General features: G+C 74.9%; 2 protein-coding genes (1 of these 2 only partly in view). Both read left to right on the plus strand.

Annotation, left to right across the window (positions count from 1 at the left end; genetic code table 11):
* On the plus strand, window positions 1-349 hold the 3' portion of the coding sequence (locus WME98_RS18655) for a type I polyketide synthase (RefSeq protein WP_437952504.1). The gene continues 15,647 nt to the left of window position 1, outside the view; the window shows 349 of its 15,996 coding nt (coding positions 15,648-15,996); its start codon lies off the left edge, out of view; it ends in the stop codon at window positions 347-349.
* Window positions 333-15,386, plus strand: coding sequence for a type I polyketide synthase (locus tag WME98_RS18660; RefSeq protein WP_437952505.1), 15,054 nt, complete (start codon window positions 333-335; stop codon window positions 15,384-15,386). Before WME98_RS18655 ends, WME98_RS18660 begins: the two co-directional genes overlap by 17 nt.
* Window positions 15,387-15,404 lie beyond the last annotated feature (18 nt).

The following is a 15,404-nucleotide window of genomic DNA, read 5'->3' on the forward strand; positions in this document are numbered from 1 at the left end:
CGCGACCGGCATCAAGCTCCCGGCGACGCTCGCGTTCGACCACCCGACGCCGAGCGCGCTCGCGAGCAAGGTGCTCGCCGCGATCGTCCTCCACGACGCGACCCCGCGCGCCTCGCCCGCCGCGGAGCTCGAGCGCCTCGAGGGGATGCTCTCGGCGATCTACGCGGACGAAGCGCTCCGCGACGACCTCACGGCGCGCCTCCGCGCCTTCCTGGACAAGCGCGCGGTCCGCACCGAACGCCCCGACGACGCCGCGTTCGCCGAGAAGCTCGGCTCCGCGAGCGCCGACGAACTCATTCGCCTGATCGATCAGAAGCTCGGAGATCGCATCGATGTCGACCGTTACTAACGACACGCTCACGGAGTACTTGCGGCGCCTCACTCAAGAGCTCCACAGGAGCGAGACGCGCCTGCGTGCGACGGAAGAGAGGCGACATGAGCCGATCGCCATCGTCGGCCTCGGGCTCCGCCTCCCGGGCGGGATCCACGACCGCGACACGCTCTGGACGCTCCTCGAGGAGGGCCGCGACGCCATCGCGCCGATCCCCGCGAGCCGCTGGAACGCGGACGCGACGTACGACCCCGATCCGGACGCCGTCGGCAAGAGCTACGTGCGCGACGCCGCCATGCTCGATCGCGTCGACCTCTTCGACGCCGACTTCTTCGGGATCAGCCCGCGCGAGGCGAAGTACGTCGACCCGCAGCACCGCCTCTTGCTCGAGACGTCGTGGCAAGCGCTCGAGGACGCGGGGATTGTGCCGGCATCGCTGCGAGACTCGAAGACCGGCGTCTTCGTCGGCACGGGCGCGAGCGACTACGCGTTCCTCCAGAGCGATCGCGACGCCTCGGAGGCGTACGCGTTCATGGGGATGATCTCGTCGTTCGCGGCGGGCCGCCTCGCGTTCACGCTCGGGCTCCAAGGCCCCGCGCTGTCGATCGACACGGCGTGCTCCTCGTCGCTCGTCGCGCTCCACCTCGCGTGCCAGTCGCTGCGTCAAGGCGAGTGCGACCTCGCGCTCGCCGCGGGTGTGCAGGTCATGTCGTCGCCGGAGGTGTTCGTGCTGCTCTCGCGCACGCGCGCGCTCGCGAGCGACGGGCGATCGAAGACGTTCTCGGCGAACGCCGACGGCTATGGCCGCGGCGAAGGCGTCGTCGTCCTGGCCGTCGAGCGCCTCCGCGACGCGCGCGCGAAAGGGCACCCGATCCTCGCGGTGATCCGCGGCAGCGCGGTGAACCACGACGGCACGTCGAGCGGGATCACGGTCCCGAACGGGCCCGCGCAGCAGAAGGTGCTCCGCGCCGCGCTCGACGACGCGCGGCTCGTCCCCGCCGACGTCGACGTCGTCGAGTGCCACGGCACGGGGACCTCCATCGGCGATCCCATCGAAGTGAACGCCCTCGCCGCCGTCTACGGCGAGGGGCGCCCCAAGGACCGCCCGCTGTTCCTGGGCGCGCTGAAGACCAACATCGGGCACCTCGAGTTCGCGTCGGGCCTCGCCGGCGTCGCGAAGATGGTCGCCTCCATGCGCCACGCGACCCTCCCCGCGACGCTGCACACGAGCCCGCTCAACCCGCTCGTCGACTGGGACGCGCTCCCCGTGCGCGTCGTCGACGCCGCGCGCCCGTGGACGCGCCGCGACGACGGCGCCCCCCGGCGCGCCGGCGTCACGGCGATCGGCCTCTCCGGCACCAACGCGCATGTGATCGTCGAGGAGGCGCCCGCCGAGCCCGAGCCCACGACGCCCGACGCCGCGCCCGCGCTTCCGGCCGTGCCCGTTCTCCTCTCGGGCAAGACCGACGAGGCGCTGCGCGCGCAGGCAGCGCGCCTCCACGCGCACCTCGCGGGGCGCCCCGACGCGCGGCTCGTCGACATCGCGGCGTCGCTCGCGACGACGCGCACGCACTTCGATCGACGCGCGGCAGTCGTCGCGGCGGATCGCGACGAGCTCCTCGGCGCGCTCGACGCGCTTGCGCGCGGCGAGGCAGGCCCGGGGTCGGTCGTCGCGAGCGCGATCCCCGCCGGCAGGGTCGTGTTCGTGTTCCCCGGCCAAGGCTCGCAGTGGGTCGGGATGGCGCGCGCGCTCCTCGCGTCGTCGGCGGTCTTCCGCGACGAGATCGCGGCCTGCGAGCGCGCGCTCGCGCCGCACGTCGCCTGGTCGCTCGGCGCCGTTCTCCGGGGCGACGGCGACGAGGCGACGCTCCTCGGCCGCGTCGACGTCGTGCAGCCGGTCCTCTTCGCCGTCATGGTCGCCCTCGCCGCGCTCTGGCGCTCGATCGGCGTCACGCCCGACGCCGTCGTCGGGCACAGCCAAGGCGAGATCGCCGCCGCCTACGTCGCCGGCGCCCTCTCGCTCGAAGACGCCGCCAAGGTCGTCGCGCTGCGCGCACGAGCGCTCACGAAGATCGCGGGGCGCGGGGCGATGGCCGCCGTCGAGCTCGGCGCACGCGACACCGAGGCGCGCCTCGCGCCGTTCGGCGACGCCATCGCGATCGCGGCGATCAACAGCCCGCGCGCCACGCTCGTCGCGGGCGACACGGACGCGATCGACGCGCTCGTCCGCGACCTCGGGGCCGCGCAGATCTTCGCGCGGAAGGTGCGTGTCGACTACGCGTCGCACTCCGCGCACGTCGAGGCGATCGAGCGCGAGCTCCTCGCGGATCTCGCGGGGATCGAGCCGCGCGCGGGCGCTGTGCCGCTCTACTCCGCGGTGACGGGCGCGAAGCTCGACGGGAGCCGCCTCGACGCCGCGCATTGGTTCCAGAACCTGCGCTCGACCGTCCGCTTCGAGGACGCCACGCGCGCGCTCCACGACGACGGCCACCGCTTCTTCGTCGAGGTGAGCCCGCACCCCGTGCTCGCCCTCGCGCTCGACGAGACGCTCTCGTCGCTCGGCGGCGATGCGGCCGTGGTGTCCTCGCTCCGCCGCGACGAAGGCGACCTCGAGCGCTTCCTCCTCTCGGCAGGCGAGCTCCACGCGCGCGGGCACGCCATCGACTGGGGTGCGTTCTTCGCTCCGCTCGGGGCGCGCCGCGTGACGTTGCCGACGTACGCGTTCCAGCGCGAGCGGTTCTGGCTCGACGCAGGCGACGCGGCGGACGATGAGGACGCGGCGCCGGGAGCGTCCACCGAGGAGACCGCGTTCTGGCAAGCCATCGAGCGCGGCGACGTCGCGGCGCTCTCGGACGCGCTCCACGTCGCCGACAGCGGGCGGCGCTCCGCCCTCGAGAGCCTCATGCCGGCCCTGTCGGCGTGGCGGCGGAGCCGCCGAGAGCAGAGCGCCGTGGGCGCGTGGCGCTACCGCGTCGAATGGAGACCCGTGAGCGCCGCGTCACGCGGCGACGTCGCGGGGACGTGGCTCGTCGTGGCCCCGGCCGGCGTCGCCAGCGATCTCGCGAGCGCCCTCGCGGCGGCGCTCACCGAGCGCGGCGCCGACGTCGTCCCGCTCGCGCTCGAGGCGAGCGACATCACCGCACACGACGCCGCGTCGCGCCTCCGTGACGCGATCGCGGGCCGGCCGGCGATCCGCGGCGTCCTCACCCTCACGCCGCTCGACACCGCGCCGCTCGACGGCCGGCCCGCGGTGCCCGCGGGTCTCGCGCGCTCGCTCGCCCTCGTCCAGGCGCTCGCCGAGCTCGCCATCGAAGCGCCCATCTGGATCGTCACGCGCGGCGCGGTCGCGATCGGCCGATCCGACCGGATCGAGAGCCCCGTGCAAGCGATGGCGTGGGGCCTCGGGCGCGTCGTCTCGCTCGAGCAGCCGGAGCGCTGGGGCGGGCTCGTCGATCTCCCCCGCGCGCACGCCGACGGCGCGCTGGATGCGACGGCCATCGAGCGCCTCGTCGCCGCGCTCGGGAGCCGCGAGGGCGAGGACGAGCTCGCGCTCCGCCCGACGGGCCTCTTCGCACGGAGGCTCGCGCGCGCGCCTCTCGGCGACGCTCCCGCGCAGCGCTTCGAGCCGCGCGGGACCGTCCTCGTCACGGGCGGCACGGGAGCGCTCGGCGCGCACGTGGCGCGATGGCTCGCGCGTCACGGCGCCGCGCACCTCGTGCTCGCGAGCCGCCGCGGAGCCGACGCCCCGGGCGCCGAGGCGCTCCGCGCGGAGCTCACGGAGCTCGGCGCCCGCGTGACGATCGCGGCGTGCGACGTCGCGGACCGCGCGGCGATCGAAGCGCTCTTCGCGGCTCTCCCGGCCGAAGAGCCGCTCACGGCCATCTTCCACACGGCGGGCGTGATCGACGATGGCGTCCTGGGATCGCTCACGCCGGAGCGCCTCGAGACCGTCCTCCACGGCAAGGCCGACGCCGCGCGGACGCTGCACGAGCTCACGAAGACGCGCGACCTCGCGGCGTTCGTCCTCTTCTCGTCGGCGGCGGGCGTCTTCGGGAACGCGGGCCAGGCGAGCTACGCCGCCGCGAACGCCTTCCTGGACGCGCTCGCGGAGGAGCGCCGCGCGCTCGGGCTCCGCGCGACGTCCGTCGCGTGGGGCGCGTGGGCCGGAGCCGGGATGCTCACCTTCGACGTCGCGCAGGGCCTCCGCCGCGGAGGTTTCGCGGCGATGGAGCCCGAGATCGCCGTCGCGGCGCTCGCCAGCGCGCTCGATCGCGACGAGACCCACGTGACCATCGCGTCGATCGACTGGGCGCGCTTCGCGCCGTCGTACGCCTCGGCGCGCCAGCGCCCGCTCATCGCCGATCTGCCGGACGCGCGCCGCGCGCTCGACGCGCAGCCGAGCGCGTCGACCGAGCACGACGAGACCGCGCTCGTCGCGACCCTGCGCGCGCTCTCGGGCGAAGCTCGCCTCCGCCACCTCGTCTCCCTCGTCCTCGCGCAGACGGCGGCGGTGCTCGGCCACGCCGATCGGTCGCGCCTCGACCCGCAGCGAGGCTTCTTCGACCTCGGGCTCGACTCGCTCATGGCCGTCGAGCTTCGCCGGCGCCTCCAGAAGGCGACCGGCGTCAAGCTCCCGGCGACCATCACGTTCGATCGCCCGTCGCCGCACCGACTCGCTGGCTTCCTTCTCGACGCGCTCCCCCTCGGCGGGGCCCCCCCGAGCACCGATGCCCGCCCGCGCGCCGCCCACGCGGACGCGAGCGACGAGCCCATCGCGATCGTCGGCGTCGGCCTGCGCCTCCCAGGCGGGGTCGACGACGTCGACGCGCTCTTCCGCCTGCTCGAGGACGAGCGCGACGCGGTCGCTCCGATCCCGGCGAGCCGCTGGGACGTCGGCGCCGTGTTCGATCCGGACCCCGAAGCGAAGGGGAAGACGTACGTCCGCCACGCGGCGATGCTCGACCGCGTCGACCTCTTCGACGCGGGCTTCTTCGGCATCAGCCCGCGCGAGGCGAGGCACGTCGACCCGCAGCACCGCCTCTTGCTCGAGACCGCGTGGCAAGCGCTCGAGGCGGCGACGATCGTCCCCGCGTCGCTCCGCGACTCGACCACCGGCGTCTTCGTCGGCGCGGGCGCGAGCGACTACGCCGTGCTCCAGAGCAGCGCCGAGGACGCCGAGGCCTACGCCGCGATGGGCACCGCCGCCTCGTTCGCGGCAGGTCGGCTGGCGTTCACGCTCGGCCTCCAAGGGCCCGCGCTCTCGATCGACACCGCGTGCTCGTCGTCGCTCGTCGCGCTCCACCTCGCGTGCCAGTCGCTGCGGCAAGGCGAGTGCGACCTCGCGCTCGCCGCCGGCGTCCAGGTGATGGCCTCGCCCGAGGTCTTCGTGATCCTCTCGCGCACGCGCGCCCTCGCTCCGGACGGGCGATCGAAGACGTTCTCGGCCAACGCCGACGGGTTCGGCCGCGGCGAAGGCGTCGTCGTCCTCGCCCTCGAGCGCCTCCGGGACGCGCGCGCCAACGGCCACCCGGTCCTCGCCGTCGTCCGCGGCACCGCGGTCAATCACGACGGCGCGTCGAGCGGCATCACCGCGCCCAACGGCTCCGCGCAGCAGAAGGTCCTCCGCGCCGCCCTCGACGACGCCCGCCTCGCTCCCACCGACGTCGACGTCGTCGAGTGCCACGGCACCGGCACCTCCCTCGGCGATCCCATCGAGGTCCAGGCCCTCGCGGCCGTCTACGGCGAAGGGCGCGCCCCCGAGCGCCCGCTCCGCCTCGGCGCGGTGAAGACCAACATCGGCCACCTCGAGTTCGCGTCGGGCCTCGCCGGCGTCGTCAAGATCATGGCGTCGCTCCGCCACGGGACGCTCCCCGCGACGATCCACACCAACCCGCGCAACCCGCACATCGACTGGGACGCGCTCCCCGTCCGCGTCGTCGACGCGGCCGAGCCGTGGGAGCGGAGCGCCGACGGATCTCCGAGGCGCGCGGGGGTCTCCGCGTTCGGGCTCTCCGGCACGAACGCGCACGTCATCGTCGAAGAGGCGCCCGACCCCGACGCCCCGAAGCCCGCGCGCGGCGCGCTGCCCCTCTCGGGCGCGCTCCCCTTCGTGCTCTCGGCGAAGAGCGACGCGGCCCTCCGCGCGCAAGCCGCGGCGCTCCGCGATCAGCTCGCGAGGACACCCGACGCGGCGCTCGTCGACGTCGCCGCGGCGCTCGCCACGACGCGCTCGCAATTTGACCACCGCGCCGCGATCGCCGCGAGCGATCACGGGACGCTGGTCGCGGCGCTCGAGGGCCTCGCCGCGGGCGTCGCGGCGCCAGGCACGTTCGTCGCCAAGGGCGCCGCCGACAAGCTCGCCTTCCTCTTCACGGGCCAGGGCGCGCAGCGCGCTGCGATGGGGCGCGGCCTGTACGACGCGTTCCCCGTCTTCCGCGACGCGCTGGATGCCGTCGCGAGCCACTTCGATCGCGAGCTCGATCGCCCGCTCCGCGACGTCCTCTTCGCGCCGAAGGGCTCGGAGCTCGCGAGCCTCCTCGACCGGACCGAGTTCACGCAGCCGGCGCTCTTCGCCCTCGAAGTCGCGCTCTTCCGCCTCGTCGAGGCGTGGGGCGTCACGCCCGACGTGCTCCTGGGGCACTCCGTCGGCGAGCTCGCCGCCGCGCACGTCGCGGGCGTCCTCTCGCTCGCCGACGCGTGCACGCTCGTCGCCGCGCGCGCGCGCCTCATGCAGGCCCTGCCCGCGCGCGACGGCGCGATGGTCACGGTGCACGCGACGGAGGCCGAGGTGCTCGCCGCGCTCGAGGGGCGGGACGGACGCGCCGAGATCGCCGCGATCAACGCGCCCTCGTCGACGGTGATCGCCGGCGATGTCGACGCCGTGCTGGGCGTCGCCGCGCACTTCGAAGCGCGCGGGCGCAAGGCGACCCGCCTCCGCGTGAGCCACGCGTTCCACTCACACCACATGGACCCCATGCTCGACGCGTTCCGCCGCGTCGCAGAAGGGCTCACGTTCCATCCGCCGCGCATCCCCATCGTCTCCAACGTCACGGGGAGGCTCGCGACGGACGAGCTCCGGTCGCCCGACTACTGGGTCCGCCACGTGCGAAGCGCCGTCCGCTTCGCCGACGGCATCAATACGCTGGAAGCCGACGGCGTTTGTTCGTTCTTCGAGCTCGGGCCGCACGGCGTCCTCTCGGCGCTCGGCGAGAGCGCGCTGGCGAACGCGCAGCGCGAGGTCGCCTTCGTCCCCGCGCTCCGCGACGGCCGCGCCGACGTCGACGCGCTCACGGCGGCTCTCTCGTCGCTCCACGTGCGCGGACATCGCGTCGATTGGGCGGCGTTCTTCGGCCCGTTCGACCCGCAGAAGGTCGCGCTCCCGACCTACGCGTTCCAGCGCGAGCGCTTCTGGCTCGAAGCCCCCGCGGGAGCGACGCGCGACGAGGCCGCGCCCGCCGCGCCCGAAGACGCCGCGTTCTGGCGCGCGGTCGACGCGGGGGACGTGGGCGCGCTCGGCGCGACGCTGAACGCCTCGGGCGAGGACCACCTCTCGGCCCTCGCGACGCTGCTCCCCGCGCTCTCGGCGTGGCGGCGCGCCCGCGACGAGCGGAGCCTCGTCGACGCGCTCCGCTACCGCGTCGTGTGGAAGCCGCTCACGCCGACCGCGGCGCGCGACGTCGCGGGGACGTGGCTCCTCGTCACGCTCGCGGGAGCCGAGGACGCGCTCGCGCGTGAGCTCGAGAGGGCCCTGACCGCGCGCGGCGCCGAGGTGATCGCGATGCCGATCGCGCCGGCAGAGGCCGATCGCGTGCGCCTCGCCGTGCGCGTGCAGGGAGCTCTCGCGGACGCGGGCGAGCTCCGCGGCATCGTGTCCTTCGCCGCGCTCGACGAGACCACGCTCGCGACGCACGCGGCGCTGCCCGCGGGGCTCGCGCTGACGCTCCGCCTCGTGCAGGCGCTCGGGGACATGGGCATCGAGGCGCCGCTGTGGCTCGTCACGCGCGGCGCGGTCTCGACGGGGCGCTCCGATCGGCTGGCGAGCGCGGCGCAATCGATGACGTGGGGTCTCGGCCGCGTCGCTGGGCTCGAGCACCCCGAGCGCTGGGGCGGGCTCGTCGACGTCGCCGACGGCGACACGATCGACGCGAGGGCGCTCGACCGCCTCGTCACGCTCCTCGCGTCCCGCGACGGCGAGGACCAGCTCGCGCTCCGCCCGACAGGCATCTTCGCGCGGAGGCTCGTCCGTGCGCCCCTCGGCGACGCTCCGCCCGCGCGCACCTTCACGCCGCGCGGCACCTCCCTCGTCACCGGCGGAACCGGCGCCCTCGGCGCGCACGTCGCGCGTTTCCTCGCCGGGCGCGGCGCAGAGCACCTCGTCCTCGTGAGCCGCCGGGGCGAGGACGCCCCGGGCGCCGGCGCGCTCCGCGCCGAGCTCGAGGCGCTCGGCGCGCGCGTGACGCTCGCCGCCTGCGACGTCGCCGATCGCGCCTCGGTCGCAGCTCTGCTCGCCCGCCTCGACGCGCAAGGCGACCCCGTCCGCGCCGTCGTCCACGCGGGCGGCGTCGTCGCGCAGGCGGCCCTCGCGTCCACCGATCTCGACGGTGTCCAGGCCGTCGTCGCCGCAAAGGTCCTCGGCGCGCTCCATCTGCACGAGCTGCTCGGAGACCGCGAGCTCGACGCCTTCGTCCTCTTCGCCTCCGGCGCGGGCGTCTGGGGCAGCGGGCAGCAAGGCGCGTACGCCGCCGGCAACGCGTTCCTCGACGCGCTCGCCGAGGTGCGCCGCGCCGCCGGTCTCACGGCGACGTCGATCGCGTGGGGCGCCTGGGCGGGCGCCGGGATGCTCGCCGATCACGCCGACGCCGACGCCGAGGTCGAGCTCCGGAAGCGCGGCCTCGTGCCGATGGCCCCGGCGCTCGCGATCGCCGCGCTCGCGCAGGCCCTCGATCACGGCGAGACCGCGGTCACGGTCGCCAGCGTCGATTGGGCGCGCTTCGCCCCCGCGTTCGCCTCCGCGAGGCCGCGCCCGCTCCTCCTCGATCTCCCCGAGGCGCAGCGCGCAATCGAGGCCCCGCCGGAGCCCGCCGGGGCTGACGGCGCGAGCGCGGACCGCGCGCTCGTCGAGGCGCTGCGGCCGCTCTCCGAGGCCGACCGCGCGCGCCACCTCGTGGAGCTCGTCGTCGCCGAGACCGCCGCCGTCCTCGGGCACGCCGACGCGTCGGCGATCGATCCTCACAAGGGCTTCTTCGATCTCGGCCTCGACTCGCTCGTCGCCGTCGAGCTCCTCCGCAAGCTCCGCGCGCGCACCGGCGTCGAGCTCCCCGCGACGGTCACGTTCGATCACCCATCCCCGCACCGCCTCGCGACGTACGTGCGCGAGGCGCTGCCGCTCGACGCGCCCCTCGCGCCGGCCGACGCGACGACAGCGCGCTCGTCGAGCGCGCACGCCGCGATCGACGAGCCGATCGCGATCGTCGGCCTCGGGCTCCGCCTCCCCGGCGGCGTCGAGGATCGCGAGGGCCTCTGGTCGTTCCTCGAGCAAGGGCGCGACGGCGTCGGCCCGATCCCGAAGGACCGCTGGGACGCGGACACGATCTACGATCCGGATCCCGAGGCCAAGGGAAAGAGCTATGTGCGCGAGGCCGCGCTGCTCGATCGCGTCGACCTCTTCGACGCGTCGTTCTTCGGCATCAGCCCGCGCGAGGCGAAGCAGGTCGATCCGCAGCACCGCCTCCTGCTCGAGACCGCGTGGCAAGCGCTCGAAGAGGCGACGATCGTCCCCGCGTCGCTCAAGGACACGAGCACCGGCGTCTTCGTCGGGATCGGCTTGAGCGACTACGCCCTCATGCAAGGCAGCGCCGAAGAGACCGACGCATACGCCGCGATGGGCACGCTCTCGTCGTTCGCGGCGGGGCGCCTGGCGTTCACGCTCGGCCTGCAAGGCCCCGCGCTCTCGATCGACACGGCCTGCTCGTCGTCGCTCGTCGCGCTCCACCTCGCGTGCCAGTCGCTGCGGAAGGGCGAGTGCGACCTCGCGCTCGCGGGCGGCGTCCAGGTGATGACGCTCGCCGAGCCGTTCGTGCTCCTCTCGCGCACGCGGGCGCTCGCGGCCGACGGTCGGTCGAAGACGTTCTCGGCGCACGCCGACGGCTACGGGCGCGGCGAGGGCGTGGTCGTGTTGGCGCTCGAGCGGCTGCGGGACGCGGAGGCGAGAGGCCGCCGGGTGCTTGCGGTCGTCCGCGGGACGGCGGTCAACCACGACGGCGCGTCGAGCGGCATCACGGCGCCGAACGGCACCTCGCAGCAGAAGGTGCTCCGTGCCGCGCTCGGGGACGCGGGCCTCGCGCCGGCCGACGTGGACGTCGTCGAGTGCCACGGCACCGGCACGGCGCTGGGCGATCCGATCGAGGTCCAGGCGCTCGCGGCCGTCTACGGCGAGGGGCGCGCGGCCGAGCGGCCGCTCCTGCTCGGCGCCGTGAAGAGCAACATCGGCCACCTCGAAGCCGCCTCCGGCCTCGCCGGCGTCGCCAAGATCGTGACGGCGCTCGAGCATGGCGCGCTCCCCGCGACCATCCACTCGCGCCCGCGCAACCCGCACGTCGACTGGGACGCGCTCCACGTCCGCGTCGTCGACGCGGCCGAGCTGTGGGCTCGCCGCGACGAGGAGACCCCGAGGCGCGCCGGAGTCTCCGCGTTCGGCCTCTCGGGCACGAACGCCCACGCCATCATCGAAGAGGCGCCGCGCGCGCGTCGAGGCGCCGCCGCCGCGGACGAGCCCCCGCCGGCCGTGCCCGTGGTGCTCTCTGCGAAGAGCGAGCGCGCCCTGCGCGCGCAAGCCGAGCGCCTCCGCGCGCATGTCACGGGGCGCCCTGGCGACGCGCTCGTCGACGTCGCCGCGTCGCTCGCCACGACGCGCTCGCACTTCGAGCACCGCGCGGCGATCGTCGCGCGCGATCTCGGCGCCCTCGAGGACGCCCTCGCCGGACTCGCCGAAGGACGTTCGCCGGCGGGCACCGTCGTCTCACGGACCACGGGCGGCAAGCTGGCGCTCCTGTTCACGGGCCAGGGCGGGCAGCGCGCCGCGATGGGTCGTGGCCTGTACGGCGCGTTTTCCGTCTTCCGCGACGCCTTCGACGCAGCGTGCAGCTACCTCGATCGCGAGCTCGAGCACCCCCTGCGCGACGTGGTCTTCGCGCCGCGCGGCTCCGAGCTGGCCGCGCTGCTCGACGAGACGCTGTACACGCAGACCTCGCTGTTCGCCCTCGAGGTCGCGCTCTTCCGCCTGGTCGAGGCCTGGGGAGTCACCCCCCACGTCCTGCTGGGCCACTCGATCGGCGAGCTGGTGGCGGCCCACGTCGCGGGCGTGCTCTCGCTGGAGGACGCCTGCACCCTCGTCGCGGCGCGCGCGCGCCTGATGCACGGCTTGCCGCGGCGCGACGCCGCCATGGTCGCCGTCCACGCCTGCGAGCGCGAGGTCCTGGACGCGCTCGACGCGATGGACGCGGTGGACGGGCGCGCGTCGATCGCGGCCGTCAACGCGCCGTCCTCCACCGTGGTGGCCGGGGACCGAGAGGCTGTGCTCGCGGTGGCCGCCCGCTTCGAGGCCCTCGGCCGGAAGACCTCGCGCCTGCGCGTCAGCCACGCGTTCCATTCGCACCACCTCGACCCGATGCTGGAAGCGTTCCGGCGCGTGGCCGAAGGGCTGAGGTTCGAGCCGCCGCGCATCCCGATCGTCTCGAACGTCACCGGGGCGCGGGCGTCGAACGACGACCTGTGCACGGCCGACTACTGGGTGCGCCACGCACGCGGCGCGGTCCGCTTCGCGGACGGACTGGAGACTCTCCGCGCCGACGGGGTTTCCACCTTCCTGGAGCTCGGGCCCCACGCGGTGCTCTGCGCGCTCGGGCACGAGGCGCTCGGGAGCGAGGCGGTCGCGTTCCTGCCCGCCCTGCGCGAGGGCCGCGATGACGTCGACACCCTCACCGCGGCGCTCGGCGCGCTGCACGCGCGTGGCCATCACGTCGACTGGGACGCCTTCTTCGCCCCGTTCAACGCGGGCCGCGTCGCCCTGCCCACGTACGCCTTCCAGCGCGAGCGCTTCTGGCTCGACATGCCCAAGGCGAAGAGCTCGCGCGCGGCCGCCGCCGACGACGCCGGCCGCTACCCCCTCGCCGGCACGCGGCTGGATCTGCCGGACGGCTCTGCCGTCCACACGCTCGACATCGGTCCCGGCGCGCAGCCGTACCTCGCGGATCACTCCGTTTACGGGCGCATCGTCGTCCCGGGCGCGTTCCACCTGGCCGTCCTCCTCGCGGTCGCCGAGTCGCACTGGCCCGATAGCCCCCTCGAGCTGCGCGACGTCGAGTTCGTCCGCGCGCTCACGTTCGAAGATCCCTCGGAGACCGTCGCGGTGCGCGTGCACCTCACGCCGGCAGGCGGTGATGGCAAAGGCTTCCACGCCACGGTCGCGACGCAGACCGAAGGCGCGTGGACCACGCACGCGACCGCGACGCTCGGCGCGGCGCCGCCGAGCGCGCTCGCACGGCACCCCCGCGCGGCGCACGAGCCTCTCGCGGGTGACGAGCCGTCGCGCGCCGTCGCTCGCCTGATGGCATCGTTCGAGGCGTTCAACGTCGAGTGGGGCCCGAAGTGGCGCTGGCTCCGGCAGACGACGCACGCCGGCGACCGGACGGGCGTCGGCTACCTCGCCGCGCCCGACGGCGTCCCGACCGACGACGCGCCGCTCCCCGGCGGCCTCGTGGACAACGCGTTCGCCGTCGTCGGCAGCGCCGTCACGGGGCTGCCCGCCCACGACAATCGCTCGACGAGCAACGTCCCGCCGCTGCCTTTCTCGATCGAGCGCCTCGTCTGGTACGGACGCGCCGAGACGCCCTGCTGGGCCGACTTCGTCATGCGCGGCGAGATCACGCCGGACGCCGACCGCTACATCGGCGACATCACGCTCTGGTCACGTGAAGGCGCGTCGAGTGAAGGAGCGTCGCGCGAGGGTACCCCCATCGCGACGATCGAGGGCCTCGCGTTCCGCAGAGCCCCCGCCGACAAGTTCCTCCCCGAGCTGCCCGCCCGCAACCTCTACGCCCTCACCTGGCCCGAGCAGCCCGCCGCCTCGCGCCCGCCGCGCGGCAGGTGGGCTCTTCTCGGAGAGGACTCGCTCGGCGTCGCGACGGGCATCGCCGCCGACGCCTACCCCGACGTCGATGCCTTGCGCGACGCCCTGGGCCGCGGCGCGCCGTGCCCCGACACGGTGGCCGTCTGCCTGGCGGCCGCGCACGGCCCCTCCGACACCGACGAAACCGAGCTCGTTTCCTCGGTCCACACCGCCGCCGCCCGCGCCCTCGCGTTGCTCAACGCCTGGCTGTCCGACGAGCGCCTGGCCTCCTCGACGCTCGTGCTGCTCACCCAGCGCGCGGTCGCAACCTGCGCCGGCGAGGATGTGCTCGACCTCGCGTCCGCTGCGCTGTGGGGGCTCGTCCGCTCCGCGCAGGCTGAAAACCGCGACCGCGCCATCTTGCTCGTCGACCTCGACGGCTCCGACGCCTCGCGACGCGCCTTGCCCTACGCGGTCGGAGGCGCGCTCGACGACGCCGAGCTGCAGCTCGCGCTGCGCGACGGACGCCGCCTCGCTCCGCGCCTCGCCCGCGTCGCCGCACCCACCGCCGCGACGGCCAGCGCCGTCACCAGCACGAGCGCCACGCCGCGCGCGCTCGATCCGGAAGGCACCGTCCTCGTCACCGGAGGCACCGGCACCCTCGGCGCTCTCGTGGCGCGTCGCCTCGTCGAGCGGCACGGCGTCAAGCACCTGGTGCTGCTCTCCCGCCGGGGCGCGGAAGCTCCCGGCGCATCCGACCTCGCCGCGGAGCTCCAGGCACGCGGCGCCTCCGTCGTCGTCGCCGCCGCGGACGCTGCCGATCGCGCCGCCCTCGAGCGGGTGCTGCTCGCCATCCCGCACGACAGGCCGCTGACCGCCGTCGTGCACGCCGCAGGCACACTGGACGACGGCGTGCTCTCCTCGATGACGCCGGCGCGCCTGAGCGCGGTGCTCCAGGCCAAGGTCGACGCGGCCGTCAACCTCGACGAGCAGACGCGCCGCAGCCCGCTGCGCGCCTTCGTCCTGTTCTCGTCGCTCTCCGGGGTGCTCGGGAGCCCCGCCCAGTCCAACTACGCCGCCGCCAACGCCTTCCTCGACGCGCTCGCCCACCGGCGGGCCGCGCGCGGTCTGCCCGCGGTCGCGCTCGACTGGGGGTACTGGGCCCAGACCTCCGGGCTCACGAAGCACCTGGAGCAGGCCGACCTCCGTCGCATCGCGCGCGGCGGGCTCAGGCCCCTCGCCTCGGACGAAGCGCTGGCGCTGTTCGACCTGGCGCTCGCCCAGGACGCGCCGTGCCTGGTGCCCGCAGCGTTCGACGCCGACGCGCTCCGGAAGAGCGGCGACGCGCTCTCCGCGCTGCTCCGAGGCCTGGTCAGCGGCCCCCGCGCCCGCGCGCAGCGCGCGAGCGGCGCGGGCGACGCCTCCGCGCTGAAGCTCCGGCTCGCCTCGCTCGCTCCCCCGGAGCGCCACCGGATGCTCCTCGACGTCGTGCGGGCCGACGTCGCGACCGTCCTCGGCGTCGCCTCTCCCCTCGACATCGAGCCCGGACGACCTCTCCAGGAGCTCGGCCTCGACTCCCTCATGGCCATCGAGCTCAGAAACAGGCTCGCGGCCGCCACGGGGCTCAGGCTGAGCGCGACGCTCCTCTTCGATCACCCCACGCCGGAGGCGCTCGCGAAGCTCGTCTCCGGCAAGCTGCTCCACGACGAGGCCGCCCCGCCGAGCACGAGCGCGGCGGAGATCGACCGGCTCGAGGGCGCCCTCGCGAGCGCGTACGCAAACGAAGCGATCCGCGACGAGCTCACGGTGCGCATGAAGGCGATCCTCTCGAAGTGGATGGCCGCCCGTGAGCCTTCGCCCGACGACGGGCTCGCGAGCCGCCTCGACACCGCGAACGACGACGAGCTGTTCCGCATGATCGACCATGTCCGCGCGGAGGCCGCTACATGAGCGCGCCGCCTGGAACCG

It is taken from the genome of Sorangium sp. So ce296, assembly GCF_051529605.1.
Taxonomy (GTDB): Bacteria; Myxococcota_A; Polyangia; order Polyangiales; family Polyangiaceae; genus Sorangium; species Sorangium cellulosum_D.